The 26,304-nt window shown below is 70.8% G+C and carries 23 protein-coding genes and 1 pseudogene; 5 read left to right on the top strand and 19 right to left on the bottom strand.

Going from position 1 to position 26,304, the window contains the following annotated elements; genetic code table 11:
* Together AAHB17_RS21975 and AAHB17_RS21980 are read right to left on the bottom strand one after the other, a co-directional pair.
* Positions 1 to 228: pseudogene (locus AAHB17_RS21975) on the bottom strand (cupin domain-containing protein); the annotation flags it as partial.
* 19 nt (positions 229 to 247) lie between these two features.
* Positions 248 to 1,447 carry a 3-hydroxybenzoate 6-monooxygenase gene (locus AAHB17_RS21980; RefSeq protein WP_342133121.1) on the bottom strand — a complete coding sequence of 400 codons (1,200 nt, stop codon included), beginning with the start codon at positions 1,445 to 1,447 and terminating at the stop codon, positions 248 to 250.
* 135 nt (positions 1,448 to 1,582) lie between these two features.
* Between AAHB17_RS21980 and AAHB17_RS21985 the strand changes: the two genes are divergently transcribed.
* From AAHB17_RS21985 to ybaL, 3 genes are all read left to right on the top strand, one after another.
* Positions 1,583 to 2,464 (top strand): alpha/beta fold hydrolase, encoded by an 882-nt coding sequence (locus tag AAHB17_RS21985; RefSeq protein ID WP_342133122.1) that lies wholly within the window; start codon positions 1,583 to 1,585, stop codon positions 2,462 to 2,464.
* Between the two features lie 98 nt (positions 2,465 to 2,562).
* On the top strand, positions 2,563 to 3,630 hold the full coding sequence (locus AAHB17_RS21990) for a calcium:proton antiporter (protein ID WP_342133123.1): 1,068 nt from the start codon (positions 2,563 to 2,565) through the stop codon (positions 3,628 to 3,630).
* A 162-nt stretch (positions 3,631 to 3,792) separates the two neighbouring features.
* On the top strand, positions 3,793 to 5,523 hold the full coding sequence (ybaL, locus tag AAHB17_RS21995) for a YbaL family putative K(+) efflux transporter (RefSeq protein WP_342133124.1): 1,731 nt from the start codon (positions 3,793 to 3,795) through the stop codon (positions 5,521 to 5,523).
* Positions 5,524 to 5,529: 6 nt separating this feature from the next.
* Here the strand turns inward: ybaL and AAHB17_RS22000 are convergent, their stop codons facing one another.
* The 16 genes from AAHB17_RS22000 to AAHB17_RS22075 form a co-directional block, all read right to left on the bottom strand.
* Positions 5,530 to 6,969 carry a GTPase domain-containing protein gene (locus AAHB17_RS22000; protein ID WP_342133125.1) on the bottom strand — a complete coding sequence of 480 codons (1,440 nt, stop codon included), beginning with the start codon at positions 6,967 to 6,969 and terminating at the stop codon, positions 5,530 to 5,532.
* Positions 6,956 to 8,362 carry a DUF2868 domain-containing protein gene (locus AAHB17_RS22005; RefSeq protein ID WP_342133126.1) on the bottom strand — a complete coding sequence of 469 codons (1,407 nt, stop codon included), beginning with the start codon at positions 8,360 to 8,362 and terminating at the stop codon, positions 6,956 to 6,958. Before AAHB17_RS22005 ends, AAHB17_RS22000 begins: the two co-directional genes overlap by 14 nt.
* Positions 8,363 to 8,424: 62 nt before the next feature.
* A complete protein-coding gene (gene fahA, locus AAHB17_RS22010) occupies positions 8,425 to 9,738 on the bottom strand; it encodes a fumarylacetoacetase (protein ID WP_342133127.1) in 1,314 nt (437 codons plus the stop codon).
* A gap of 3 nt (positions 9,739 to 9,741) precedes the next feature.
* Positions 9,742 to 10,278 carry a VOC family protein gene (locus AAHB17_RS22015; RefSeq protein ID WP_342133128.1) on the bottom strand — a complete coding sequence of 179 codons (537 nt, stop codon included), beginning with the start codon at positions 10,276 to 10,278 and terminating at the stop codon, positions 9,742 to 9,744.
* Positions 10,279 to 10,315: 37 nt separating this feature from the next.
* Complete coding sequence (locus AAHB17_RS22020; RefSeq protein ID WP_342133130.1) at positions 10,316 to 10,510, bottom strand: DUF2783 domain-containing protein; 195 nt, start codon at positions 10,508 to 10,510, stop codon at positions 10,316 to 10,318.
* An 11-nt stretch (positions 10,511 to 10,521) separates the two neighbouring features.
* Positions 10,522 to 12,213 (bottom strand): FAD-dependent monooxygenase, encoded by a 1,692-nt coding sequence (locus AAHB17_RS22025; RefSeq protein WP_342133131.1) that lies wholly within the window; start codon positions 12,211 to 12,213, stop codon positions 10,522 to 10,524.
* Positions 12,214 to 12,317: 104 nt separating this feature from the next.
* The gene (locus tag AAHB17_RS22030; RefSeq protein ID WP_342133133.1) at positions 12,318 to 13,295 is read right to left on the bottom strand and encodes a Bug family tripartite tricarboxylate transporter substrate binding protein; all 978 of its coding nucleotides are present in this window, start codon (positions 13,293 to 13,295) and stop codon (positions 12,318 to 12,320) included.
* Between the two features lie 136 nt (positions 13,296 to 13,431).
* A complete protein-coding gene (locus AAHB17_RS22035) occupies positions 13,432 to 14,610 on the bottom strand; it encodes an MFS transporter (RefSeq protein ID WP_342133135.1) in 1,179 nt (392 codons plus the stop codon).
* A 40-nt stretch (positions 14,611 to 14,650) separates the two neighbouring features.
* A complete protein-coding gene (locus AAHB17_RS22040) occupies positions 14,651 to 15,652 on the bottom strand; it encodes a Bug family tripartite tricarboxylate transporter substrate binding protein (RefSeq protein ID WP_342133137.1) in 1,002 nt (333 codons plus the stop codon).
* Positions 15,653 to 15,823: 171 nt separating this feature from the next.
* Positions 15,824 to 17,266, bottom strand: coding sequence for an amidohydrolase family protein (locus AAHB17_RS22045; RefSeq protein ID WP_342133139.1), 1,443 nt, complete (start codon positions 17,264 to 17,266; stop codon positions 15,824 to 15,826).
* A gap of 57 nt (positions 17,267 to 17,323) precedes the next feature.
* Positions 17,324 to 18,283: an ABC transporter ATP-binding protein gene (locus tag AAHB17_RS22050; RefSeq protein ID WP_342133141.1), complete on the bottom strand. Its 960-nt coding sequence runs from the start codon at positions 18,281 to 18,283 to the stop codon at positions 17,324 to 17,326.
* Positions 18,280 to 19,275, bottom strand: coding sequence for an ABC transporter ATP-binding protein (locus AAHB17_RS22055; RefSeq protein ID WP_342133143.1), 996 nt, complete (start codon positions 19,273 to 19,275; stop codon positions 18,280 to 18,282). Before AAHB17_RS22055 ends, AAHB17_RS22050 begins: the two co-directional genes overlap by 4 nt.
* A 16-nt stretch (positions 19,276 to 19,291) precedes the next feature.
* The gene (locus AAHB17_RS22060) at positions 19,292 to 20,215 is read right to left on the bottom strand and encodes an ABC transporter permease (protein ID WP_342133144.1); all 924 of its coding nucleotides are present in this window, start codon (positions 20,213 to 20,215) and stop codon (positions 19,292 to 19,294) included.
* Between the two features lie 12 nt (positions 20,216 to 20,227).
* Complete coding sequence (locus tag AAHB17_RS22065) at positions 20,228 to 21,196, bottom strand: ABC transporter permease (RefSeq protein ID WP_342133145.1); 969 nt, start codon at positions 21,194 to 21,196, stop codon at positions 20,228 to 20,230.
* Positions 21,197 to 21,223: 27 nt separating this feature from the next.
* Positions 21,224 to 22,807 (bottom strand): ABC transporter substrate-binding protein, encoded by a 1,584-nt coding sequence (locus AAHB17_RS22070; RefSeq protein WP_342133147.1) that lies wholly within the window; start codon positions 22,805 to 22,807, stop codon positions 21,224 to 21,226.
* 36 nt (positions 22,808 to 22,843) lie between these two features.
* Entirely contained in the window at positions 22,844 to 23,608 is a 765-nt protein-coding gene (locus tag AAHB17_RS22075) for an aspartate/glutamate racemase family protein (RefSeq protein WP_342133148.1), read from the bottom strand.
* A gap of 114 nt (positions 23,609 to 23,722) precedes the next feature.
* Here AAHB17_RS22075 and AAHB17_RS22080 point away from each other — a divergent pair, with 114 nt between their 5' ends.
* Both AAHB17_RS22080 and AAHB17_RS22085 read left to right on the top strand, forming a co-directional pair.
* Positions 23,723 to 24,463, top strand: coding sequence for a GntR family transcriptional regulator (locus tag AAHB17_RS22080; RefSeq protein WP_342133150.1), 741 nt, complete (start codon positions 23,723 to 23,725; stop codon positions 24,461 to 24,463).
* Positions 24,460 to 25,659, top strand: coding sequence for a YbfB/YjiJ family MFS transporter (locus AAHB17_RS22085; RefSeq protein WP_342133151.1), 1,200 nt, complete (start codon positions 24,460 to 24,462; stop codon positions 25,657 to 25,659). Before AAHB17_RS22080 ends, AAHB17_RS22085 begins: the two co-directional genes overlap by 4 nt.
* A 14-nt stretch (positions 25,660 to 25,673) precedes the next feature.
* Here the strand turns inward: AAHB17_RS22085 and AAHB17_RS22090 are convergent, their stop codons facing one another.
* Positions 25,674 to 26,147 carry an acyl-CoA thioesterase gene (locus AAHB17_RS22090; RefSeq protein WP_342133153.1) on the bottom strand — a complete coding sequence of 158 codons (474 nt, stop codon included), beginning with the start codon at positions 26,145 to 26,147 and terminating at the stop codon, positions 25,674 to 25,676.
* Positions 26,148 to 26,304 lie beyond the last annotated feature (157 nt).

Raw genomic sequence — 26,304 nt, forward strand, 5'->3', positions numbered from 1 at the left:
CCGGCGCTCGGCTTTCTCAATCGGGGTGAGTTCGCCGGCCTGCAGCAGCAGCGGGCGGATGGCGCTGTAGGCCCAGTGGGTGGCGCGGGTCTGGCGGGTGGGCACGCTGGGGGGCAGCACGGCGCGCAGGCTGGGCCACAGGGGCACGAGGTTCTGCGCCTTGAGCGCGTCCACGTAGCTGGCGGGCAGGTCTTCGAGGCGGCCCAGGGCGAGATCAGGGTGGGTCATCGGTGTCTCCTTGGGGGACTCAGGCGGCCAGGCAGTTGTTGACGTTCCAGCCGTACAGCCACTCCATGGCGTCGTAGAAGCGCTCGGCCGAACGGCCGCGCCACAGTTCGTTGCGCACCAGGCGCTCCACGCCCTGGGCGTGGTAGATGCGGCCCATCTCGCGCGAGCTCAGCACGATGCGGGCGGTGCGCGCCACCCGCGAACGCTGGTAGAGGTCCAGCGCCTGCGTCCAGTCCTTGTGGCACACCCGCAGGGCTTCGCCCAGCGTCACGGCGTCTTCCATGGCCATGCACGCGCCCTGCGCCATGTACTGCGTGGTCGGGTGCGCAGCGTCGCCCAGCAGGGTCACGCGGCCATAGGTCCACTGGGCGATGGGCTCGCGGTCGGCGGTGGCCCAGCGGCGCCAGCTCTTGGGCAGCTCGATCAGCTGGCGGGCGCGCGGGCAGATGCCCTGGAAGTAGCTCTCGACCTCGGCCTTGCTGCCGTCGGTCACGCCCCATTCTTCCTGCTGGCGGCTGTGGAAGGTCACGACCACGTTGTACTGTTCGCCGCCGCGCAGCGGGTAGTGCACCAGGTGGCAGTTGGGGCCGACCCAGATGCTGGCGGCGTTCCACTGCAGGTCGACGGGGAAGTCGGCCTTGTCGACCACGGCTCGGTACACGACATGGCCGGTCACCCGCGCCGGGTCGCCCACGTACTGCTGGCGCACCACCGACTTGACGCCGTCGGCGCCGATCAGCGCCTGGCCCCGGTGGGCGGTGCCGTGCTGGTCGAACACCGTCACGCCCTGGGCGTCCTGTTCGATGCGCTCGACCCGGGTGGAGGTCAGGAACTCGACCTGGCCGCTGGCCTGTGCGCCTTCAAACAGCGACAGGTGCACGTCGGCCCGGTGGATCACGGCATAGGGGTTGCCAAAACGCTGGCGGAAGGCCTCACCGGTGGGTATGAAGCCCACCTGGTACTCGTCGATGGCGTCGTGCATGACCATGTGGTCGGTGTAGACGGCGCGGCCACGGGCGCGCTCGCCGATGCCCAGCGCGTCGAACGCGTGGAAGGCGTTGGGGCCGAGCTGGATGCCAGCCCCGATCTCGCCGAGTTCGGCCGCCTGCTCCAGCACCTTGACCTGAAAGCCCTGGCGCACCAGGGCCAGCGCGGTGGCCAGCCCGCCGATGCCGCCGCCGGCCACGAGCACCGGTTGCTGTGAAACGCTCTCCGCCATGGACATGTCTCCGTTGTGGTTGGGTTAATCGTCAGTATACATATCATCAGCATAGATGCGCAATCAAAACCTGCGTCAAAAACGTCCATCGGCGACGAGTGGCTACGATGGCGTTCGCCCCGCCGCCCGCACACCATGCCGCACACCCCCACATTGCCCACCCAGGTCCTGACCTCCGAAGACGCCCAACACCTCCGGGCCGCCGCCACGCGCGCGACCACGCCCTGTGGCGATGGCCACGTCGTCTGGCACCTGTGGGGCCAGGGCGCGCCGGTGGTGTTGCTGCATGGCGGCTCGGGCAGCTGGACCCACTGGCTGCGCAACATCGCGCCGCTGGTGGCGGCGGGCCACCAGGTGCTGGCGCCCGACCTGCCCGGCTTCGGCGATTCGGACCCGCCGCCCGAAGGCCACGACGCCGACGCCATGCCGCCGCTGATCGAGGCGGGGCTGTCGGCCCTGCTCGGCGCGCGGCCGGTGGACCTGGTGGGTTTTTCCTTCGGCGGCATGGTGGCCGGCCTGCTGGCGGCGCAGTGGCCGCAGCGGGTGCGCCGCCTGGTGCTGGTGGGCGCTCCGTCGCTGAGCACCGATCCCCCGCCGGTGCTGGACCTGCGCATGTGGTCGCACGTGCCGCCCGGCCCGACGCGCGAGGCCGTGCTGCGGCACAACCTGGCCCAGCTCATGGTGCACGACCCGGGCACGATCGACGACATCGCGCTGGCGCAGCACACCCACAACCTGAAACGCGAACACCGCCGCATGAAGCGGCGCCGGCTCTCGCAGACCGACCTGCTGCTGCGCACCCTGCCCGGGGTACAGGCCCCGCTGTGGGGCATCTGGGGCGCCGAGGACGCGCTCTACCGCGGGCGCCGCGACAGCGTGCCCCAGGCCTTGGCCCGGGCGCCCCGTTTCCAGTCGCTGGCGTGGCTGGCGGACGCCGGCCACTGGGCCCAATACGAGCGGGCAACGGCCTTCAACGTCGCGCTGTCACACGCCCTGGCCGCCGACGTGCCCGGCTGACCCCACGGACCGGGAACGCGCACCCACAACCTGCGATCATCAGGGGATACCGCGCTGTCCACGGGCAGCTGATCCACCCCTTGCTGAAAGGACCCGCCATGCCCTTGTGGGCCTCCGCCGTGCCCTTCGTCGCCGCCGCCCTTCTGGCCGGCTCGCTCCAGTTCACCATCGGCCCGCTGCTGGCCAGCGCCTGTGCCATTGGCCTGATGGCCGCCGTCATCGCCGCCGTGCACCACGCCGAGGTGGTGGCCCACAAAGTGGGCGAACCCTTCGGGACCCTGGTGCTGGCCGTGGCCATCACCGTGATCGAGGTGGCGCTGATCGTCTCCATGATGCTGGCCGGCGGCGCCGACAAGGCCACGCTGCCGCGCGACACCGTCTACTCGGCGGTCATGATCATCTGCACCGGCGTGGTCGGCATCTGCCTGCTGGTGGGCGGCCTGCGCCACCACGAACAGAGCTTTCACGTCGCGGGTGCCAATTCGGCCCTGGCCGCGCTGGTGGCCCTGGCCGGCCTGGTGCTGGTGCTGCCGGTCTACACCACCAGCGCACCCGGCGGGGCCTATACCGTGTCGCAGCTGAGCTTCGTGGCCGTCGCCTCGCTGGCCCTGTGGGGCGTGTTCGTCTTCGTGCAGACGGTGCGTCACCGCGACTATTTCCTGCCGACCCAGGGCGCGGACAACGAACATGAACACGCCACCCCGCCCACCGCGCCCCAGGCCTGGGCCAGCTTTGGCCTGCTGATCGTGGCCCTGGTGTCGGTGGTGGGGCTGGCCAAACAGCTCTCGCCCACCATCGAGTCGGCGGTGGCCGCCGCCGGCGCGCCCGAGGCGGTGATCGGCATCGCCATCGCCCTGCTGGTGCTGCTGCCCGAGACCTGGGCCGCCGTGCGCGCGGCGCGTGCCGACCGCCTGCAGACCAGCATGAACCTGGCCCTGGGCTCGGCGCTGGCCAGCATCGGCCTGAGCATCCCGGCGGTGGTGGTGGTGGCCGTGTGGCTGGACTTGCCCCTGGTGCTGGGCCTGTCGACCAAGGACGTGGTGCTGCTGACCTTGACCTTCCTGGTCAGCGCCATCACCCTGGCCTCGGGTCGCACCAACGTCATGCAGGGCGCGGTCCACCTGGTGCTGTTCGCCGCCTTCCTGTTCCTGTCGCTGGTGCCCTGAAGTGAAACCGTCCACCCCGTTGCTTGCCCGCTGCGCGTGGCCGCATCCCCCTCAAGGGGCGACACCAGCCGTCCTTCAGAGCCGGCCCGGCGGTGTCCCCCGGTTCGACCGTTTCATGCGTCGCGGGTCGCGCTCCGGCGCGATGGAAAACTGAGACCCCCCATGCCGCACGACATCAGCCTCATCGCCACCATCGCCGCAGGCTTCGGGCTGGCCCTGGTCTTCGGGCTGCTGGCCGCGCAATTGAAGATGCCCCCGCTGGTGGGCTACCTGCTGGCCGGCATCGTCATCGGCCCGGCCACGCCAGGCTTCGTGGCCGACGTGGGCCTGGCCGGCCAGCTGGCCGAGATCGGCGTGATGCTGCTGATGTTCGGTGTCGGCCTGCATTTCTCGCTCGACGACCTGATGGCGGTCAAACGCATCGCCGTCCCAGGCGCGGTGGTGCAGATCGCCGTGGCCACCCTGCTGGGCGCCGGCCTGTCGCTGTGGTGGGGCTGGTCGCTGGGCGCGGCCGTGGTGTTCGGCCTGTGCCTGTCGGTGGCCAGCACGGTGGTGCTGCTGCGCGCGCTGGAGGCGCGCGGGCTGCTGCAGTCGGTCAATGGGCAGATCGCGGTGGGCTGGCTGGTGGTGGAGGACCTGGTCATGGTGCTGGTCCTGGTGCTGCTGCCTGCTCTGGCCGGCGTGCTGTCGGCCGACCAGGGGGCACCGGCCGCCGGCGGCGCGCTGTGGCAGACCGTGGGCCTGACGCTGGCCAAGGTCACGGCCTTCCTGCTGGTGATGCTGGTGCTGGGCCGGCGCCTGCTGCCGCGCCTGCTGTGGTGGGTTTCGCGCACCGGCTCGCAGGAGCTGTTCACCCTGTGTGTGGTGGCGGTGGCCGTGGGCGTGGCCTTTGGCGCGGCCAAGCTGTTCGATGTGTCCTTCGCGCTGGGCGCCTTCTTCGCCGGCATGATGATGCGCGAGTCCGAGTTCAGCCACCGCGCGGCCGACGAATCCCTGCCGCTGCGCGATGCCTTCGCCGTGCTGTTCTTCGTCTCGGTGGGCATGTTGTTCGAGCCTTCGGTGATCTGGGCCGAGCCGCTGAAGCTGCTGGCGGTGGTGCTGATCATCCTGTTCGGCAAGACGCTGGCCGCGGTGGCCCTGGTGCTGCTGTTCCGCTACCCGCTCAACACCGCGCTGACGGTGGGCGCCAGCCTGGCCCAGATCGGCGAGTTCTCCTTCATCCTGGCCGCGCTGGGCGTGTCGCTTGGCCTGCTGCCCCCCGAGGGCCAGAGCCTGGTGCTTGCCGGCGCCCTGATTTCCATCGCCGCCAACGCCGCGTTGTTCCATGTGCTGGAGCCGCTGCGCCAGAGCTTGCTCAGGCGCTCGGCCTGGGCGCGTCGCATGGAGATGCGCGACGACCCGCTGGCCGAACTGCCGCAGTCGACCGACCACGCCTACCTCAGCGGCCAGGTGGTGCTGGTCGGGCACGGCCGGGTGGGCCAGCGCGTGGCGGCCGAACTGCGCCAGCACGGCATCCCCTTCGTGGTGGTGGACCAGAACCGCGAGCGCGTGGAGGCGCTGCGCCAACAGGGCCTGGCCGCCGTGACCGGTGACGCCACCGATGCGACCGTGCTGGTCCAGGCCCACATCGCGCAGGCCGCCATGCTGGTGCTCACCGTGGGCGATCCGCTGCAGGTGGGCCAGATGGTGGCCACCGCGCGCACGCTGAACGGGGGCATCGAGGTGGTGCTGCGCGCCCACAACGACGACGAGTCGGCCCTGCTGCGCCAGCAGGGCCTGGGCACGGTGTTCTTCAGCGACGAGGAACTGGCCCGCAACATGTCGGGCCACGTGACGCGGCGTTTTGCGGCGCCCACGCCCCATGCGCCCAAGGCCGGCACGGCTGCCGGCTGACGGCAATCAGCCCGACAGCTCGCTCCTGGCCTGCGCCAGCCCGCGCTGCGCGGTGCGCAGGTCCATCGTCGGGTACAGGTGCTTGAGCGCGCGCAAGGCCAGGTTGCCCAGCAGCGTGGCCAGCCGCTCGGCAACATCGGCGCCATCCAGCGGATCGTCCATGTCGGCGTGGCAGGCGGCCAGCTCGGTGGCCTGGGCGTCCACCACCGCCCGCACCACGCCCCGCCAGTCGGCGGGCGCGCCGTCGTCGACAAAATCACCGCGCCCGCGCCCAAAATGCGCCACCGCGAGGTAGGTCAGCAGGGCCACCTCCACCAGCTCCCGCCAGGCCACCAGGGACAGGCGTGCGCTGGGCACGTCGACGCCACGCAGCCGGTTGGCCGCCAGCGCGGCGCCGGCAAAGGTCACGGCTCCCACCACGGCGCCGACCACCGCGCCGGCCCCCATGGACAGACCACCGGCCAGCAGATCGGCCCCCAGGCCGGTGGCCGCGCCCGAGGTGATGGCGCCCAGCAGCCCCACGTGGGCCACCTGGGTGGGTGTCTTGAGCGTCAGCAGCGAGCGCTGCAGCGACTGCCAGTGCGGGCGGCCGGCTTCGCCGTGCAGGCCATGCAGGTCGAGCAGGTCCCGGGTCAGGGCCGCCTGCCCCTCGGCCACGCGCCGGGCCAGCGCGTCGGCCAGGCCATCGGCCGCGCCCTGCTGCGTTTCAGCGGCACGCAACAGCGCCTGCGCCATGGCCGTCATGGCGCGCGCCAAGCGTGCGAGCTGGACCTGCCACCACCGCTCCACCAGGCGCTGGTGTCCGGCCTGCTGGTGCGCCGGCAGACAGGGCCCCAGGGCCTGGAACAAGGCGTCTTCCTGCACCCAGCAGCGGCTGAAGGCGTCCAGCGGCAGCACCGCACGCACCCACGCGAAGGGCTGCAGGTGCCGCTGCCAGCGCGCCAGTTCGGCGGCCTGGTGCCCGGCCTCGCCCGGCGCACCGAGCTGGTTGAGCAGCACCAGCACCGGCTTGCCCATCCAGCCCAGAATCTTGAGCTCCGGCGCCAGGTAGCCGGCGTCCTGCGGCGCCTCGCTGGCGTTGACGAGGTAGAGCACGGCATCGGCGTGGTCGCGCGCGTTCAACATGGCGCGCTGGCTCAGGAAGAAGCTGGGGTCGCGGAAACGGTCCCACACCTGGGAGAGAAACCAGCCCAGCGGGTTGCCGGCCTGGCTGAGCCGGCGGTGCAGGCGGGCGGAATCGCCCAGGCCGGGGGTGTCCCACCACAGCAGGCGGTCACCGGCGTCCGTGTGCAACAGGGTGTGGGCCTCGGCCTGCTGGGTCACGTGGGCGGCGTCGCGCACCTCGCCCACCTCGGCACCCAGCAGGGTGCGGGTGAGCGTGGTCTTGCCGACGTTGGTGTGCGAGACCAGGCAGAGCTGGAGGGTGACCGGTTCAGGCGGCGTCATGCACAGGCTCCAGGTGGCAGACCCGCACGCTCACCGCGTAAGCGCCCAGAAAATCGCGCCACAGCGCCTCACGTTCGGCCAGGCGCGCGCCACGCACGCCGTCGGCCAGGTGGGCGCTCAGGCCGCTGCTGTCCAGCCAGACGGCCAGCCCGCCGGGCACCTGGCGTTGCAATTGCTGCACAAAAGCACCATGGGTTTCGCGTTCCGGCGTCGCGGCGAGGCTGAACAGCGCGACGGGCTGCTGGGGCCGGTCCCGCTCGGGCGCGGGCAGCGGCGCGGGCGCGTCGCCGTAGGCGGTGCCGGGCAGCAGCCGCAGCGTGGCCGAGGCGCCGAAGCTGGCGCGCACCGCCGCCGCCAGGCCCTGCTGCTGCGCCGGCGTGGGGCTGAGGCTGTAGGGCAGCACCAGCACACAGGTGCCGGGGCCGCCGTGCTCGGCCAGCAAGCGCACGAAGTAGGGATCGGACAGATCGAGGTGCAGGCGGCGGGCGTGGCGCCGCGCCCGCCAGACCGACAGGCCCGCCAGCACCAGCCGGGGCAAGGCCACGCCGAGCAGCAGCAGGCGGCTCCACCACCCGGCCCAGAGGCTGCCGTCGGCCTTGGTGGCGGCCACGCCACGCTCCAGGCGCAGCATGTCCTCCAGGCTGAAGGGCGCCGCGCCCACCCACTGGCCCACGGTGGACAACAGCAGGTGCATCTGCCGCGCGTCCAGCCACTGGCTTTGCCAGCCGACACGGAATTCGGTGAAGAAGCCCTTGAACAGCAAGGCGCCCACCATGCCCAGCGCACACAGGGCCGCGGCCAGGTGCAGCGTGGCCACCAGGCGGGCCGCGGTGGCCGGGCCAGCCAGGCGCATCCAGTCGCGCTGGAACTGGCGCGAGATGCCCAGCAGGCCTTGTGACCAGCGACTGGGCCAGGCCAGCCGGGCCAGCGTGGCGCCCACCCAGGACACCGAAGCCGGGCCCCGCAGCAGGCCCGACACGGCGGCCACGGCCAGGCCGGCGAAGACCAGCAGGTTCCAGCCTAGGAACAGACACAAGGCGGGCGAGAGCAGATCGATGGCACCGGGCGAGACCCAGAACTCGGCCAGCAGGCCGGCAAGCAGCCCCAGCAGCGGCAGGCCCACGCGCCACAGCACCATCAGCGGCCCACCCGCCAGCAGGGCCTGCAGGCGTGGCTGGTGCGCCAGGGCGTCCTGCTGCAGCCGTTCGGCGCGGCGGGCGATGAAGGCCTCGGTCCAGTCCCGGCGGCGGGCATCGGACGCCGGACGCGGGGCGGCGGACAGCGCCGCGGCCGTGGCCAGGTCGCGCTGCGCTTCGCTCAGGAACGTGCCCCCGGACGGGGCCGTTTCAATCGCCTTGACCAGGAGCACCGCCCTGGCCTGTTGCTCGTTCATCTGACGCCTTCCCCCTGGACCCGCAGCGGGCCCTCGGCGCCATTATGCGGAGCGCGGCGATATCACTTCGCGGGCAGCACCGTGCCCCAGCATTCGCCAAAGCCCACGCGCGCCGCACCCGGCTGTTCGCACCAGCCGCGCAGCACCACGGCGTCGCCGTCGAGCAGGAAGGTGCGGGTCTCGCCGTTGGGCAGCCGCACCGGGTTCTTGCCACCCTGGGTCAGCTCGATCAGCGCGCCGGCCTGGTCCAGCGTCGGTCCCGACAAGGTGCCGGTGCCCAGCAAATCGCCCGGCTGCAGGTTGCAGCCGTTGATGGTGTGGTGGGTCACCATCTGCGCCAGCGTCCAGTAGGCGTGGCGGTAGCTGGTGCGGCTGATGCTGGCGTCCTGTTCGCCGGCCTGGCGCATCTGCGCCGTCTGAAGGCCCACCTGCAGCTGGATGTCGAAGGCACCGCCCGCGCGGTTGGCTTCGCTGTCCAGGTAGGGCAACGGCTGGGGGTCGTCGGCCGGGCGGACGAAGGGCACGCGGTAAGGCGCCAGCGCTTCAAGCGTCACGATCCAGGGCGAGATGGTGGAGGCGAAGTTCTTGGACAGGAAGGGCCCCAGCGGCTGGTATTCCCAGCCCTGCAAGTCGCGCGCCGACCAGTCGTTGAGCAGGCAGATGCCGAACACGTGGGCCTCGGCCTCGGTGATGGGCACGGCGTCGCCCAGGGCGTTGCCGGTGCCGATGAACACGCCCAGCTCCAGCTCGATGTCCATGCGCTGGCTGGCGGCCAGCACGGGGGCGTCGGCATCGGGCGCCTTGACCTGGCCCTTGGGACGCGGGAAGGCGTGGCCCGAGACCACGATGCTGGAGGCCCGGCCGTGGTAGCCGATGGGCACCCACTTGTAGTTGGGCAGCAGCGGGTTGTCGGGGCGGAACTGTTTGCCGATGTTGGTGGCGTGGTGGACCGAGGTGTAGAAGTCGGTGTAGTCGCCGATCTGTGCAGGGACGTCGAATTCCGCCACCGCCTGCGGCACCAGGCAGGCCTGGACCTCGGCCTGGTGGGCGGCGCCTTCGCGCAGCAGGCGCGAGAGCGCCAGGCGCAGCGCGCTCCAGGCCGCCGGGCCCTGGGCCATCAGGGCGTTGAGCCTGGACGCCGCGCCGGCGCGAGCCGCCTGCTGGGCCTCGCCGCTGAGCAGCGTGGTCTGGGCCAGGGCGGCGAGGTCGACGATCTGGTCGCCAATGGCCACCCCGCCACGGAAGGCCTCGTTGCTGCCCTGCCGGCGGAACACCGCAAACGGCAGGTTCTGGATGGGGAAATCACATGCAGCGGCGTTGGCCGAGGCCAGCCAGCTGCGCAGCGCGGGGTCGTGGGTTTCGTTGAGCCAGGCCATGGTTCAGCTCGCCATGCTGCCGTCGTGCATCCAGGCCGCGTGTTTGGGCGCCTTCTTGGTGCGGCTCCACTCGTCCAGCATCTCGCGCTTGACCTCGTCGAGCTTGCGCATCATCTCGGGCGTGGCGGTGTCGGCCGCCAGCTCCAGGCGGTGGCCGTTGGGATCGAAGAAGTAGATGCTCTTGAAGATGGTGTGGTCGGTCGGACCCAGCACCTCGATGCCGGCGGCCTCCAGGCGGGCCTTGGTGGCGATCAGGGTGTCCACCGAGTCGACCTTGAGCGCCAGGTGCTGCACCCAGGCGGGGGTGTTGCGGTCGCGGTCCATGGGCGGCTGGCTGGGCAGCTCGAAGAAGGCCAGGATGTTGCCCTGCCCGGCGTCCAGGAACACGTGCATGTAGGGGTCGGGCGCCTTGGTCGAGGGCACCTCGTCCTCGGCGATGGCCAGCACGAATTTCATGTCGAGGTTTTTTTCGTACCACTCGACGGTCTGTTTGGCGTCGATGCAGCGGTAGGCGACGTGGTGGACTTGTTGAACCAGCATGGGAGTCTCCTTCAATAAAGGTGATTGCACGGGAAATTCAGAGATCGCGCAAGGCGTCGGCGATGTGCTCGCCAAACCGTTGCGCGTCGCCCAGCGCCTGGGCGTTGAGCAGGGCGAGCTTGACCAGGAACAGCGGCGCCTTCTCGGGGCCGGCCTGGTCGATGGCCAGGGCCAGGGTGTCGTAGGCGGTCTCCAGACCGGGGAGGGTCAGTCCGGTGGTGGAAGCGGTCATGGTGGTGTCCTTCATTGGGGCAGTGCGGCCACCAGGGCGGCCTTCAGGCGGGTGGCGTCCAGCGTGAGCCAGCGCGCGCACACGTGCTGGTCGGGCCGCAGCAGGTAGGCGCCACCGCTGGCCAGGACGCCGTAGCGCTGGCGGAAGTGGCCACTGGCGTCGGCCAGCGTGAGGTCGGCGCCGGCCACCGGTGTGTCGGCCCCGACCGCAATCAGCTTCAGCGGCACGCCACGTGCGCGGGCCTCCTTGACCACGGCCAGCAGCGGCGCGGGCACGGCCGCGTCTTCGGTGAAATACAGGAGGTCGAAACCGCCGCCCAGGTGGTCGAGCAGGAAGTCGTCCGCGCCCAGGCGGATGTTCTGCGGCGGCGCGCCGTGGGCCGGGCCGGCGGTGAACAGCGCGTTGTCGTCGCCGCTGCTGTTGAGCACGGAGTGGCTGTAGGCGTGGGGCCGCGAGGTGCGCCAGTGGTAGAGCGGGCGCACGAAGTCCTGCGTGAGCGAAAGCGACAGCACGGCGTCGCGCAGCAGGCGGAAGCCGGCGCTGGGCGGCGCCATGAAGCGGGTGCTCTTGCCGGCCTCGTCGATGATCTCGCGCGCCGCGCCGACACGCTCGGCGCTGTGGTTGGCCAGCAGCCGGCGGTGGGCCACCCCCTTGGCCACCAGGGCCAGGTGCCAGCCCAGCGACTGCGCGTCCTGGAAGGCGGTGTTGGCGCCGCGCACGCCGAAGATGGGCAGCAGGTGGGCGGCGTCGCCGGTGAAGATCACCCGCCCGTGCACGTAGTCGGGCAGGGTCAGGGTGCGGGCCGAATAGACCGAGGACCAGTCCATCTCCCAGGGCGTGCCGGCGAAACCGATCATGGCCAGCTGCGCATCGATGCGGGCCTGGAGCGACTCGGGGCGCAGCGCCTCTTCGGGTGTTTCGCCGGGCGGCAGCTGGTAGTCCACGCGCCAGATGCCGTGGGGCTCGCGGTGCATCAGGATGGTGTTGCCGGGGTTCCACTCGGGGTCGAAGTAGGCCAGGCGTTCGGTCGGCAGCGGCAGGTCGATCTTGATGTCGGCGATGACGAAGAAGCCTTCGTAGGACGCGCCTTCCATCTGCAGGTTCATGGCCGTGCGTATCGGCGAACGCCCGCCGTCGGCGGCCACCAGCCAATCGGTCGTCAGCGTGTAGGGGCCTTCGGGCGTGTCCACCTGCACCGTCGCCGCGTCGGCGCTCTGCTCGACCGACACCACCTTGTTGCCCCAGCGGAAATCGATCAGCGGGCTGGCCTGGCAGGCCTCGTGCAGGTATTCCTCCATGTACTGCTGCTGCACGTTGAGCATGGGGAAGAAGCGGTCGTCGGCGTCGTGGGGTGCCTCCATGCGGAACACGCGCTGGCCCCGGTAGTAGGAATTGCCGAAGCGCCAGGGCAGGCCGCCCTCGGTCATGCGCTCGGCCACGCCCACCTGCTGCAGGATTTCCATGCTGCGGCGCGTGAAGACGATGGCGCGGCTGCCCTGCGAGAGCTGGCGCTCGGCGCTGAGCACCACGCTGCGCACGCCGTGGCGCGCCAGTTCCAGCGCGGTCACCATGCCGGCCGGGCCGGCGCCTACGATGGCCACCGGGTGGTGCTGGGCTTCAGCGTGTTCGGACGGCAGCCAGGGCTGGAACACCTGGTACTGGTAGTAGATGGACGGACGGGGTTCGGCGGTGGGCTGGTGCATGGGGAGGCGTGCCTTTGTGGGTGAGCGGGGCACCGCCGGGCTGGCTCCGCCAGACGGCTGGTGCGCCCCCTGGGGGGTGACGCGAAGCGGCGCGGGGGGTCAGCTCAGTCGGCGCGGATGCCGCTGGCCTTGATGACCTGGCCCCACTTGGCGCGTTCGCGGGCGGCGTAGCTGGCCATCTGCGCGGGCGAGCTGGGCGTGGCTTCCAGGCCCAGCACCTGCAGGCGCGCCTTCACCGGCGTGGTCTCCAGCGCGGCCAACAAGGCCTTGTTGAGCGTGGCGATCACCTCGGCCGGCGTGCCGGCCGGCGCCACCAGGCCCTGCCAGGCGTAGGCCTCGAAACCCTTGAGGCCCTGTTCGTCCAGCGTCGGGATGCTCTCGAAGTTCTTGACCCGCTTGGGGCTGGCGATGCCGATGGGCCGCAGTTTGCCGGTGTTGATGAACTGGTAGCCGCTGGCGGTGTCGACAAACATCATGGGCACCTGGCCGGCCACCACGTCCTGCACGGCCGGCGCCGCGCCGCGGTAGGGCACGTGGGTGAGCTTCACACCGGCCATCTCGCGGAACAACTCGGACGCCAGGTGGTGCGGGCTGCCGGCGCCCGGCGTGGCGTAGTTGGCGGCGTTGGCCTGTGCCTTGAGCCAGGCGCCGAGTTCCTTGAGGTTCTTGGCCGGCACCTCGGGGTTGACGACCAGGATCATGGGGAAACGCACGGTCAGGCCGATGGGCGCGAAGTCCTTCTCGGCGCTGTAGCTCAGCTTGCTGTAGATGAAGGGGTTGGCGGCCAGCGTGGCGGTGTCGGCCGACATGATGACGTAGCCGTCGGCCTTGGCATGGGCCACGTAGTCGGCGCCAATGTTGGTGGCCGCGCCGGGCTTGTTGATGATGACCGGCTGCTTGCCGAGCACATCGCCCATGGCCTGGCCCAGGGTGCGCGCCACGAGGTCGGTGCCGCCACCGGCGGGGTAAGGCACGACCCACTCGATGTTGCGGTTCGGGTAGGCCTGCGCCAGGGCGGCGGCGCCGGACAGGGTCAGGGCCAGAGTGGCGGCACGGCGTGCAAAAACGGAGAGCAAAGACATGGGCACTTTCGACAGGACGGGACGGGAACGGCGCCCGCCAAGCCTCATGAAACGCCCGCGAACGACCCCCGGACTGTAGCGAATTTTAGTTGCGCATGCAACTAGGTGTTTGCCCTGATGGTTGCCTGCGCAACCTTCAAACCCCTTCACGCACCAGCGGCCACAAGGCCAGCAGGCCCAGCGCCGGCCCCACCGCCAGCCAGGGCAGCACCGCGGCCAGGCCCAGCCGTTCGGCCAGCCAGACCATGAGCAGGATGCTGGCAATCGAGATGGCAAAACCCAGGCTGTTGGTCAGCGTCAGCACGCTGCCGACCTGGGCAAGCGGCGCGTTGCGCGCGGTCAGGGTGGAGAACTGGGGCGAGTCGCCCGCCACGGTGATGCCCCAGACCAGCAGCCACAAGGCGAACAGCGACGTCGGCGCGTCCAGCGCCCAGGGTGCGAGCAGGCAGCACAGGCCGCTGGTGGCCAGTTGCACGGCGGCCACCCGGGCGCTGCCGAAACGCGGCGCCAGGTAGCCGCCCACCACACAGCCCAGGGCGCCCGCGCCCACCACCACGAAGGCCGACCACGACAGCGCCGCGCCCTGCAGTCGCGTGGCCAGGATGACCGGCACCAGCACCCACAAGGTGTAGAGCTCCCACATGTGACCGAAGTAGCCCAGCACCGAGCTGCGCACGCGCCGGTCGGTCCAGACCACGGCCAGCGCCCGCCACTGCAGCTGGCTGGGTCGTGCGGCGACGACCGGAGCGTCCGCCGTGCAGGTGTAGAGCAACACCCCGCCGGCCGCCGCCAGCGCGGCCACACCCAGCATGATGGCGTCCCAGGGCAGGGCCTGCCCCAGCGCGCGCAGGGCATGGGCGCTGGCCGAACCCAGCACCAGCGCGCCGATCAGCAGACCCAGGGCCGTGCCCAGGCCCTGGCGGTACCACTGGGCGGCGATCTTCATGCCCACCGGGTAGATGCCGGCGAGGAAAAAACCGGTCGCCAGGCGCCAGGCCATCAGGGCCTGCGCGTCGCGCACCCAGGCCCAGGCGCCCACGGTGCAGGCCGAGCCCGCGAGCGCGCAGCACAGGAACACCCGTCGCGGTGGAAAACGATCGGCGATGGCCAGCAGCGCGAACACCAGCGTGCCGGCGATGAAGCCCAGCTGCAGGGCCGAGGTCAGCGGCCCCAGGTCGGACAGGGGCCAGCCCAGCTCGCGCTGCAGGTCGGGCATGACCGCGTTGACGGCGAACCAGAGCGAGGTGCCGGCGAATTGCGACAGCACCAGCACCGGCAGCAGCGCGCGCGGAACCGGTGGCGGTGAAGGACTCATGCGCCAAGGCTAGCGCAAAGCCGCTCCGGCGTCTGTGGCTTCAGCTGCTGGATTTCATGGTGGTCGGGGCCACCGCCTTCACGCGCACCACCTCATCGCGCACGCGCTGGCTCAGCGCCTGCGGCGTGCCGCCCTGGGTTTCGACGCCGGCCTTCTGCAGCTTCTGCCACACCTCGGGTTCGCGCAGCACCTCGTTGAGCACCTGGTTGAGGCGCGCCACCACGGCCGGCGGCATCTTGGCAGGGCCGAACAGGCCGTTCCACAGGCTGACATCAAAACCCTTGAGCGCCGGCGTGTCGCCCAGCGGCGCGATTTGCGGCGCGGCGCGCGAGCGCCCGGCCGTGGTCACACCCAGCGCCACCATCTTGCCCGACTCGATGTGCGGGATGGCCGTGGGCGTCATGAAAAAGGCCAGCTCCAGGTTGCCGCCACCGATGTCCACCGCCATCTGGGCCGCGCCACGGTAGGGCACGTGGGTGATCTGGGTGCCGGCCTTCTGGTTGAGCAGTTCACCGGCCACGTGCAGCACCGTGCCCACGCCCGAGGACGCGTAGCTCAGGCCACCGCCGTCCTTCTTGGCGCGGTTGAGCACGTCCTGCAGGTTCTTCAGGCCGCTGGCCGGGCTGGCCACCAGCACCAGGGGCACGTCGCCGATGGTGCCGATGGCGGTGAAGTCGCGTTCGCCCTGGTACTTGACCGCCGGGTTGAACAGGCCGGCGATCACGATCTCGCTGCCCGAGGCCATGAACAGGGTGTGGCCGTCGGGCGCGGCGTTGACGACCTTCTGCCCGGCGATGGTGCCGGCCGCGCCGCTGATGTTCTCGATCACCACCGGCGTGCCCAGCTTCTTGGCCATGGGTTCGGCGATGGTGCGGGCGATCATGTCGGCGCTGCCGCCCGCCGGAAAACCCACCACCAGGGTGATGGGGCGTTTGCCCGGCCAGGCCTGGGCCTGGGCCGGCAACGCGGCGGCGAACGGCAGGGCACAGGCGGCGGCCAAGAAGGCGCGGCGCAGCGAAGGAGAGCGATGAATGGAGGTCATGGGATGTCCAAAAGCAAGTTCAAAAAAAGAAGGTAGGCGTACCGCCACCGCTCCGGCGCGCAACCCGCAACGCATGAAGCGTTCCAAGCCGGGGATGCCGCCGATCCGGCTCCGCCGGTCGGCTGGCATCGCCCCCTTGGGGGGTGACGCCGAAGGCGGCGCGGGGGGGTATCAATAATGCGCGGCGCCCCACAGGCGCGCCGGGGCATCGGTCAGGTGGCGCAGGCCGCTGCGCTCCAACATGCGGTCGCAGGCCACCTGGGCCTCTTCCATCACCTCGGCCTCGTCGATGCCCAGCACCTGGCGGCCGGTCATCAGCACGCGGCCGTTGACGATGGTGGTGTCCACGTCGGCGGCGTTGGCGAAGCTGGTCACGCGCAGCACCGGCATGTTGAGCGGCATCAGGTGGGGCTTGAACAGGTCGACCAGCACGATGTCGGCCTTCTTGCCGACCTCCAGCGAACCGATCTCGTCGGCCAGGCCCAAGGCCTTTGCAGCGTCGATGGTCACCATCTCCAGCACCTTGCCGTGCGGCAGCACGTCGGCGTCGCGGAAGTGGCGGCGGTGGTAGTGCATGCACTGGAACATGTGACGGAACATGTCGTAGCCGCGGTCGGGCGCGGCGCCGTCGGAGCCGATCACGACGTTGACGCCGAGGTCGATCAGTTCGGGCACCGGGCAGCGGCCGCGGATGGACATGATGGCGCTGGGGTTGTGCACGATGCTGGTGCCGGTCTCCAGCGCGGCGCGCATGTCGGCCTCGGTCAGATCGATGCTGTGCGACATGTAGGAACGCGCGCCCAGCAGGCCCAACTCGCGCGCCAGCTCGATGGTGCCGTTGCGGTGGCCGTCCTGCGTCAGCCCCAGGCCGTGGCGACGCGCCAGCGCCGCGCCGTCGGTGGCCTGGCGCTCGAACTGCGCGCGCAGCGCGTGGTGCCCTTCTTCGTGCATGGGGGCGAACACCGGCAGGCTCACGGCGATGGACACGCGGCCATCGGCACGGCCGTGGTTCTCCCGCACGATGGCCTCGCACACCGCAATCATGGTGTCGGCGTCGATCTCGGTCTCGCGCGGCGGCTCGCTGGCCCAGTCGGTGTAGCGGCGCGGCATGGGCGGGCGCGAGGGCCCGACCGCCAGCACCGCGCGGGTGCCGGCGCGTTCGATGGCGTCGCAGTGGGCGCGGGCGTACTTGGGGTCGTCGACCCGCATGATGGAGTCGCCACCGCCGAACAGCGAGACACCGGTGGTGACGCCGGCCTTGACCTTCTCCAGCGCCGTCAGCGCGGCCTCGGCATGCCAGAAGTGTTCGTCCGAGGCCGAGGTGTAGATCTGCTGGGCGGCCGCCATCCAGGCGCCGGGCGCGCCGCCCGTGCCCATGGTGCGCAGCAGGGCGTGGCCGGCGTGGGCGTGGCTGTCGATGAGACCGGGCAGCACGGCCTTGCGGTGGGCGTTGATGGTCTGGCGCGGCTGGTAGCGCGCGCGCAGCTCGTCGGCCGGGCCGACGGCCACGATGCGGTCGCCGGTCACGGCCACGGAGGCGTTCTCCAGCACGCGGCGTTGCGGGTCCATGGTGATCACGGTGCCGTTGTCGATCAGCAGGTCAATGGGGGTCATGGGCAATCCTGAAGCGGTTCGGATGAAAGGAAGTGTGAAACGGTTGGGGTGCTTTGCCTAGGCCGCGCGGGCCAGGAAACGCACGGGCTGGGCCGCTGCGCCGACCGCGTGGCAGGCCACGGCGGCGCCGTCGGGCAGGGTGCGCAGCTGCGGCACCTCGGTGCGGCAGACCTCGGCCGCCAGCGGGCAGCGGGTGTGGAAGCTGCAGCCCGGCGGCGGCGCCAGCGGGCTGGGCAGGTCGCCGGCCGGCACGCTGGCGGCACGCCGGCCCTGGCCCACCCGCGGTATGGCGCCCAGCAGCAGTTGGGTGTAAGGATGGCGCGGCGCGGCGAACAGGGTTTCGGTGGGTGCCACCTCGACCAGCCGGCCCAGGTACATCACGCCCACCTGGGTGGACACAAAACGCACCACCGCCAGGTTGTGGCTGATGAACAGGCTGGTCAGACCCTCCTCGTGCTCGAGGCGCTTGAGCAGGTTCAGGATCTGCGCCTGCACCGACACGTCCAGCGCCGAGGTCGGTTCGTCGCAGACCAGGAAGTCGGGTTCACCGGCCAGCGCGCGGGCGATGGACACCCGCTGCCGCTGTCCGCCCGAGAATTCGTGCGGGTACTTGTGGCCGTCGGCGGCCGACAGGCCCACCCGCTCCAGCAGCTCGGCCACGCGGGCCTCGATCTGGTCGGCCGGGCGCAGGCGCTGGAAGGCGATGGGCTCGGCGATGCTGCGGCCGATGCGCCAGCGCGGGTTGAGCGAGGCGTAGGGGTCCTGGAAGACCATCTGCACCCGCGGCAGCCGGCCCCGGGCGTCGGGCTGGAAGCGCAGGCTGCCGGCGCTGGGCCGGTCCAGCCCGGCGACGATGCGGGCCAGCGTGGTCTTGCCACAGCCCGACTCGCCGACCAGGCTGAAGGTGCTGCCACGCGGAATCTCGAAACCCACGCCGTCGACCGCGCGCACGGTGCGGCCCTGGGCCTGGAAGTGCCGGGCCAGGCCGGACACACTCAGCACGGGGGAGGTGCTCATGCGGCCTCCGCTTCCAGGGCCACGCCCTGCACCGGGTGCCAGCAGGCCACGCCCACCGGGCCGCCCTGGCCGGCCACCGGGCGTTCGCTGCGGCAGCGCGCGCTGGCCTGGGCGCAGCGCGGGTGGAAGGCACAGCCCTCGGGCCGGGCCGTCAGGCGGGGCATGGCGCCGTCGATCTGCTGCAGCTGATCGGGCGTGTGGTCCAGCGGCGGGATGGAGCGCATCAGGCCCTGGGTGTAGGGGTGGCGCGGGCGGCGCACGATGTCGTCGACCCGGCCGATCTCGGCCAGACGGCCGGCGTACATCACCGCCACGCGGTCGGCGTTCTCGGAGATCACGCCCATGTCGTGGGTGACCAGCAGCACCGCCGTGCCACGCTCCTGGCAGAGGCGGCGCAACAGGTCCAGCACCTGGGCCTGCACCGACACGTCGAGCGCGGTGGTGGGCTCGTCGGCCACCACCAGGTCGGGCTCGGCGCACAGCGCCAGCGCGATCACGATGCGCTGGCGCATGCCGCCCGAGAACTGGTGCGGGTAGGCGTCGATGCGCTCGGCCGGCGAGGGAATGCCGACCTGGCGCAACCAGTCGATGGCGCGTTCGCGCGCCTGCGCGGCGTCCAGCGGCAGGTGGGTGCGCAGGGTCTCGGTCAGCTGCTCGCCCACGGTCAGCAGCGGGTTTAGGCTGACCAGCGGGTCCTGGAAGATGGCGCCGATGCGCCGGCCGCGCAGGGCGCGCATCTGCGCCGGTGGCAGCTGGTGGATGGGCTGGCCATCGAAGTGGATGCTGCCGCTGGCGACGTGGGCCGGCGCGTCGAGCAGGCCGATCACGGCCATGCCGGTGAGCGACTTGCCGGCGCCGGACTCGCCGACGCAGCCCAGGATCTCGCCGCGCGCGATGTCGAAGCTGACGTCGTCGAGCGCGAGCAGCGGACCGTGGCGGGTGGGGATCTCGACGCGCAGGTGGCGCACCGAAAGCAAAGGAGCGGTGCTCATGGGGTGGGTCTCCATCTCATTTCAGTCGTGGGTTGAGCACGTCGCGCAGCCAGTCGCCAAACAGGTTGACACCCAGCACCAGGCCGATCAGCAGCAGGCCGGGCATGACCGTGATCCACCACTCGCCCGAGAACAGCACCTCGTTGCCGATGCGGATCAGCGTGCCCAGCGAGGGCGAGGTGGCCGGCACGCCCAGGCCGAGGAAACTCAGCGTGGCCTCGGTCAGCACGGCCATGCCGATGGACAGGGTGGCGATCACCAGCACCGGGCTCAGCACGTTGGGCAGCACGTGGCGCCACAGGATGAGCGTGCGGCCCATGCCGATCAGGCGCGCGGCGTTGACGTAGTCCTTGTTCTTCTCCACCAGGGTGACACCGCGCACGGTGCGGGCGTACTGCACCCAGTTGGCCAGGGCGATGGCCATGACCACGATGGGCAGCGAGAGCCGCTCGTGCACCTCGCGCGGCAGCACCGTGCGCGAGAGGCCGTCGATCAGCAGCGCCACCAGGATGGCGGGGAAGCTCAGCTGCACGTCGGCGGCGCTCATGATGAGCTTGTCCAGCCGGCCGCCGCTGTAGCCGGCCAACAGGCCCAGCGCCACGCCCAGGGCCATGGCCACGGCGGTGGAGGCCAGGCCCACGAGCAGCGAGATGCGCAGGCCGTAGAGCATGACGGACACCAGGTCGCGGCCCTGGCCGTCGGTGCCCAGCAGGTAGCGCCACTGGCCGCCCTCCAGCCACACCGGCGGCAGGCGCGCGTCCAGCACGTCGAGCGCGGCGGGGTCGAAAGGATTTTGCGACGCGATCCACGGCGCCAGCAGGGCCAGCGCGGCGTAGAGCAGCAACAGGGCGGCGCCCAGCAGGGCCTCAGGCGAGCGCGACAGGCTCCAGCCGAGATCGGATTGGCGCAGGCGGCGCACGCCTGCCACAAGGGTGTTCATGGGGTGGACTCCTCAGTGGGCGCTGCGAAGGCGCGGGTCGACGGCGAAATACAGCAGGTCGACCACGGTGTTGATGAGCACGAACAGCAGCGCGATCAGCAACAGGTAGGCGGCGATGACCGGCACGTCGCTGAAGGTGATGGCCTGGATGATCAGCAGGCCCAGGCCGGGCCACTGGAACACCGTCTCGGTGATGATGGAGAAGGCGATCATGGCGCCGATCTGCAGCCCGGCCACGGTGATGATGGGGATCAGCGTGTTGCGCAGCGCGTGGCGGAAATACACCGAGCGTTCGGCCAGGCCCCGGGCCCGCGCGAACTTGATGTACTCGGCCCGCATGACCTCCATCATCTGCGTGCGGGTCAGGCGCATGAACAGCGTGAGCTGGAACAGCGCCAGCGTGATGGCCGGCATCACCAGCGAGGCCCAGCCGCTGGCCGACAGCAGGCCGGTGCTCCACGGCCCCAGCGCCGTGACCTCGCCGCGGCCGAAGGACGGCAGCCAGTTCAGACCGACCGAAAACACCAGGATCAGCACGATGCCGATGACAAAGGACGGCACCGAAATGCCGATCAGCGAGGCCACCTGCAGCGAACGCGCGCCCAGCGAGCGCGGCCGTATGCCGCTGTAGACGCCCATGGGAATGCCCACACACAGGGCCAGCGCGGCGGCCACCAGCGCCAGCTCCAGCGTGGCCGGCACGCGCGAGGCGATCAGCGCCGACACCGGCTCGAGGTTGCGGTAGGACATGCCGAACTCGCCCTGCAGCGCACGGCCGACGAAGCGGGCGTACTGCAGCGGCAGCGGCTGGTCCAGCCCGAGCGACGCGCGCAGGGCCGCCTTTTCCTCCAGCGTGGCGTTTTCGCCGACCAGGTTGTTGACCGGGTCGCCGATGAAGTTGAACAGGCCGAAGGACAGCAGCGAGACCACCGCCAGCACCAGCAGCCCGTTGGCCAGGCGGCCCGCGAGAAAGCGCAACATGGGATGTGCCTTGAACAAGGGGAAGGCTTACTTGGCCGGGGCCCGCACCAGCCACAGGCGCAGCTGGTTGTCGGGCGCCTGCGCCAGCGACACGCCCTTGCGCGCGGCCCAGGTGATGGGCTGCTGGTGCAGGGGCACGTGCGAGACGTCCTCACGCTCCAGGGCCACGGCCTCCTCGATCAGGCGGTTGCGCTTGGCGGGGTCGATCTCGGCGGCGATCTGCGGCAGGTAGGCGTCGAACTTCGGGTTCGAGTAGCGCCCGGCGTTGAGCGCGCCCTCGCGCTGTGTGCGGGTGTGCACCACGTCCTTGAGCAGGCCATACGAATCCGCCATCGGCAGGCCGGCGTGGCCGACGATGTAGAAGGACACGTCGTTGGTGTTCAGGCGCACGCTCCAGCGCGCGGTGGGTTCGATCATCAGGTTGGTCTTGATGCCCACGCGCGCCAGCATGGACGACATGGCCAGGCAGATCGCCTCGTCGTAGACGTAGCGGTCGTTGGGGCACTGCATGCCCACCGTGAAGCCGTTGGGGTAGCCGGCCTCGGCCAGCAGCTTCTTGGCCGCGGCCTGGTCGTAGGGCAGCAGGCGCTTGTTGAGCGCGGCCGGCGAGCCGTTGAGGTAGGGCGACAGCAGGGTGCCGGATGGCCAGGAGGCGTTGCGCATGACCGAGCGCTTGATGGCCTCGATGTCGATGGCGTGGTAGACGGCCTTGCGCACGCGCAGGTCCTTGAACGGGTTCTTGCCCTTGACGTCGCTGTAGAGCAGCTCGTCGCGCTGTTGGTCCATCCCCAGGAAGATGGTGCGCAGCTCGGGGCCCTGCACCACCTCGATGCCGCTGGACTGCAGGCGCGGCACGTCCTGCAAGGGCACGCTGACCGCCGCGTCGATGTTGCCGCTGATCAGCGAGGACGTGCGGGTGGCGTCCGACTTGATGGGCATGAAGGTGACGTCGCTGAGGTTGTGCACCGGCTTGTCCCACCAGCCCGCAAACGCCGTGAGCACGGTGCGGGTGTCGACATCGCGGCTCTTGAGCATGAAGGGGCCGGTGCCGTTCGTGTTGCGGTTGGCGTGGTTTTCCTTCTGCTTCTGCAGGTCGCTGGCCTCGGTGGCGCGGTTGGCCTCGGACCAGCCCTTGTCCATCACCAGCAGCTGCACCAGCTCGTTGGTCAGGATGGGCATGGGCGTGTGGGTCTCGACGTCGACCGTGAAGGCGTCGACCTTGCGCACGTCCTTGAGGTCGCTCAGGTTGCCCTTGACCAGCGAGCCTGGCGTGTTGACCCGCTGCCAGGAGAACACCACGTCGTCGGCGTCGAAACTCTCGCCGTTGTGGAACTTGACCCCCTGGCGCAACGTGAAGCGCCAGACGGTGGGGCTCACGACCTTCCACGAGGTCGCCAGCGCCGGCTCGATCTGCAGCTTGTCGTTGAAGCGCACCAGCGATTCGTAGATGTTGCTGACGAAGGCGTTGGTGAAGCTGTTGTTGGTCGAGTGCGGGTCCATGGACAGGGCGTCCAGGTTGGCCGACCAGGTCAGCGTTGCGGCGGACGCGGCATGGGCGCCCAGACACAGGGTGAGGGCCAGGGCGGCGCGGCGCAGGGGGGTTTGTCTCATGGTCAGTACCTCTTGGGGTGGGGGGAAACGAACAGGTCAGGCCAGGGCATGGGCCAGCGCGGGCGGCGGCACGAAGGCCGCCATCGCGCCGCTCACGGCCTTGGATTCGGGGGCGGCGTAGTCGCCGCGTTTGCTGGTGGCCAGGCCGGCGCCCACCAGGGCCTCGACCAGCTTGATGGCCACCGACACGCCGTCGATCACTGGCACGCGCAGCGTGTCGCTCAGGCGCTGGCAGAGGTCGGCCATGCCGGCGCAGCCCAGCACGATGGCGCCGCTGCCGTCCTCGGCCAGGGCGCGCTCGCATTCGGCGCTGATGCGGGCGTACAAGGCGGCGTCGCTGGCCGCGTGTTCCAGCGCAAGCACCGGAATGCCGGTGGCGCGCACGCGGCGGCACTGGCGCTCGAAGCCGTAGTGCGCCACCAGCCGCTGCGCGCTGGCCACGGTGCGCTCCAGCGTGGTGACCACCGAAAACGTGGGCGCCACCAGGGTGGCGGCGTGCATGGCGGCCTCGGCGATGCCCAGCACCGGGCCGCGGGCCAGCTCGCGGGCGGCGGCCAGGCCGGGATCGCCGAAACAGGCGATCACATGGCCATGCGCGCCCTCGCGCTCGCCCTGGGCCACGGCCAGCAGCAGCCCGGGCAGGGCCAGCGCCTCGTCGAAGGCGCTCTCGATGGACTCGGGGCCGCTGGCCGAGCCACGCACCCGGCCTTCGGTGCCCGGCGCCGCCACCTGGCGGGCCACGGCCGCCAGCTTGGCCGTCATGGCGGCCGAGGTGTTGGGGTTGACGATTTGGATGATCACGATGTTTTGCCGTTTTGTCACAATTATGATTTGTATCGTCATAATAAACGTGAATTTTGTGGCGGTCAACGACGGCGTATGGCAAAATTTCGCCGTCCACACCGCTTCTTCACCATGGCCCGCCCCAAAAAGACCCCCGCCCCCGCCGCCGAACCCCGTGTCGAGCCCGATGCCGCCAGCAGCGAGTTGGCCGAAGAAAACCGCGTGCACGACGCCATCGTGGAAGCGGTGCTGGCGCAGCGCCTGCCGCCCGGCACCCGCCTGGTGGAGACGCCGCTGTGCGAGGCCTTTGGCGTCACGCGCTCGCTGCTGCGCCGGGTGCTGGTGCGGCTGGCCAATGAAAAGGTGGTGGAGCTGGCGCACAACCGCGGCGCGGCCGTGGCCCAGCCCAGCCAGACCGAGATGCACGAGGTGTTCGAGGTGCGCCGCCTGCTCGAAGGTGGCCTGGTGCGCCGGCTCTGCGCCTGCGCCCGCCCGGGTGACGTGGTGGGCCTGCGGGCCCTGGTGGCGGACGAGCAGCAGGCCTTCGAGTCGGGCGACCGCTCGCGCTGGATCCGCCTGTCGGGCGAGTACCACGTGGCCGCCGCGCGCGCCTTGGGCAACCGCGAGCTCGAAGACATCCTGCACACCCTGGTGGCGCGCACCACGCTGATGAAGGCGCTCTACGACGCCCCTGGCCGCAACGTGTGTTCGTACGAGGAACACGCGGCCATCCTCGACGCCATCGCCGCGGGCAACGGCGACCTGGCCTGCGAGCTGATGGACGCCCACCTGCAGAGCGCCGAACGCAAGCTGCGCCGCGAACAACCCAGCGGCGACGTCGACCTGCTTGGCCTCTTCAAGCCCGGCGCATGAACACGCCGCTGACGCCACACGCGGGCACCGTGGCGCCCGCGCCCGCCTGGGACGGCCTGTCGCTGGCCCTGCGCCTGGCGCTGGCGCCGCTGGTGGCGCTGGGGTTCTCACGTTTTGCCTACGCCCTGCTGCTGCCCGGCATGCAGCAGTCGCTGGGCTGGAGCCTGTCGCAGGCCGGTGCGCTCAACACCGCCAACGGCATCGGCTACCTGCTCGGCGCGCTGCTGGCCTCGCCCCTGGCCGCGCGCTGGGGCACACGGCGCTGCTTCACCCTCAGCCTGTGGCTGAGCGCGCTGAGCCTGCTGGCCTGTGCCCTGCCCACCGGCTGGCACCTGTTCCTGGGGGTGCGTGTGCTGGGCGGCTGGGCCACGGCCTGCGCCTTCGTGCTCGGCACGGCCCTGGCCGCGCGCGCCATGCCGCAGCGGCCCGCCGCCGCGCTGGCCGTGTATTTCGCCGGCTCCGGCCTGGGCATGGTGATCGCCGGCGCCAGCCTGCCGCACTGGCTGCTGTCGCCCGAGCCCGAGGCCTGGCGCAGCGCCTGGACGGTGATGGGCGGGCTGGCCGGCGTGGCCGCCTGGCTGGCGATGCGGGCCGCGCTCCGCCTGCCGGGCAGTCCACACACGGCGGCCAGCGCCGGCACGCCTTCGCGCCTGCAGGGCCTGGCCCCCATCGCCCCCACCCTGCTGGCCAACGCCCTGTATGGCGCCGGCTACGTGGGCTACACCACCTTCGTGGTGGCGCTGCTGCGCCAGCAGGGCCTGGGCACCTGGGCGGCGGCGCTGTTCTTCTGCGGCCTGGGCCTGGCGTCCATGGCGGCCAGCCCCGGCTGGGGCGGCTGGCTGGGCCGGCAACGGGGCGGACGCGGTTTTGCCGTGGTGGCCCTGTGTGTGGCGGCGGGCACGGTGCCGGTGCTGCTGTCGGCGGCGTTGCCGGCGCTGGTGCTGTCGGCCCTGCTGTTCGGTGCCAGCTTCATGGCCGGCCCGGCGGCGGTCAGCGTGACCGCGCAGCGCGCGCTGCCTGCCCCGGTCCTGGCCAGCGGCCTGGGCGCGCTGACGGCCGCTTTTTCATTGGGCCAGTCCATCGGCCCGCTGCTGACCGGCTGGGTGGCCGACGCGGCCGGCACGCTGGAGGCCGGCCTGTGGACCGGACCGGTGCTGCTGGCACTGGGCGCCGCGGTGGCGCTGCGCCAGCGCTGAAAGCGCACTGACGCTCAGCGGATGGCGGCGAAACGCTGCTCCATCTCGCGGCGCATGGTCTTGCGCAGTTCGGCGGCCGCGTGGCGGCGGCGTTCGTCGGGCGAAAACGGGCGCAGCGGCGGCACCGGCTGGGGCTTGCCGTCGTCGCCCACCGCCACCATGGTGAAAAAGCAGCTGTTGACGTGGCGCACCTCCTGGGTGCGGATGTTCTCGGCCAGCACCTTGATGCCGATTTCCATCGACGAGGTGCCGGTGTGGTTGACCGAGGCCAGGAAGGTGACCATTTCGCCCACGTGGATGGGCTGGCGGAACACCACCTGGTCGACGCTGAGCGTGACGGCGTAGGTGCCGGCGTAGCGGCTGGCGCAGGCGTAGGCCACCTGGTCGAGCAGCTTGAGCAGGCTGCCCCCGTGCACCTTGCCTGAAAAGTTGGCGGTGTCCGGCGTCATGAGCACCGTCATGCTGAGTTGGTGGGCGGGCATTTCCATCGGCGTGTCCTGTGGGTGTCCTGTTGGCGACTTGATGGGCGTGAGTCTACCCAGGGTCCATGCAAGCACCATGCCGCAGGGCGCGCGCTCAGAACGTGTTTACGATCTACGAGAGGTCGCGCAAGCGCCTTTTCGGGATGGGCTGCCAGGCGCAAAA

This window comes from Hydrogenophaga sp. OTU3427, assembly GCF_038440225.1.
Lineage (GTDB): Bacteria > Pseudomonadota > Gammaproteobacteria > Burkholderiales > Burkholderiaceae_C > Hydrogenophaga.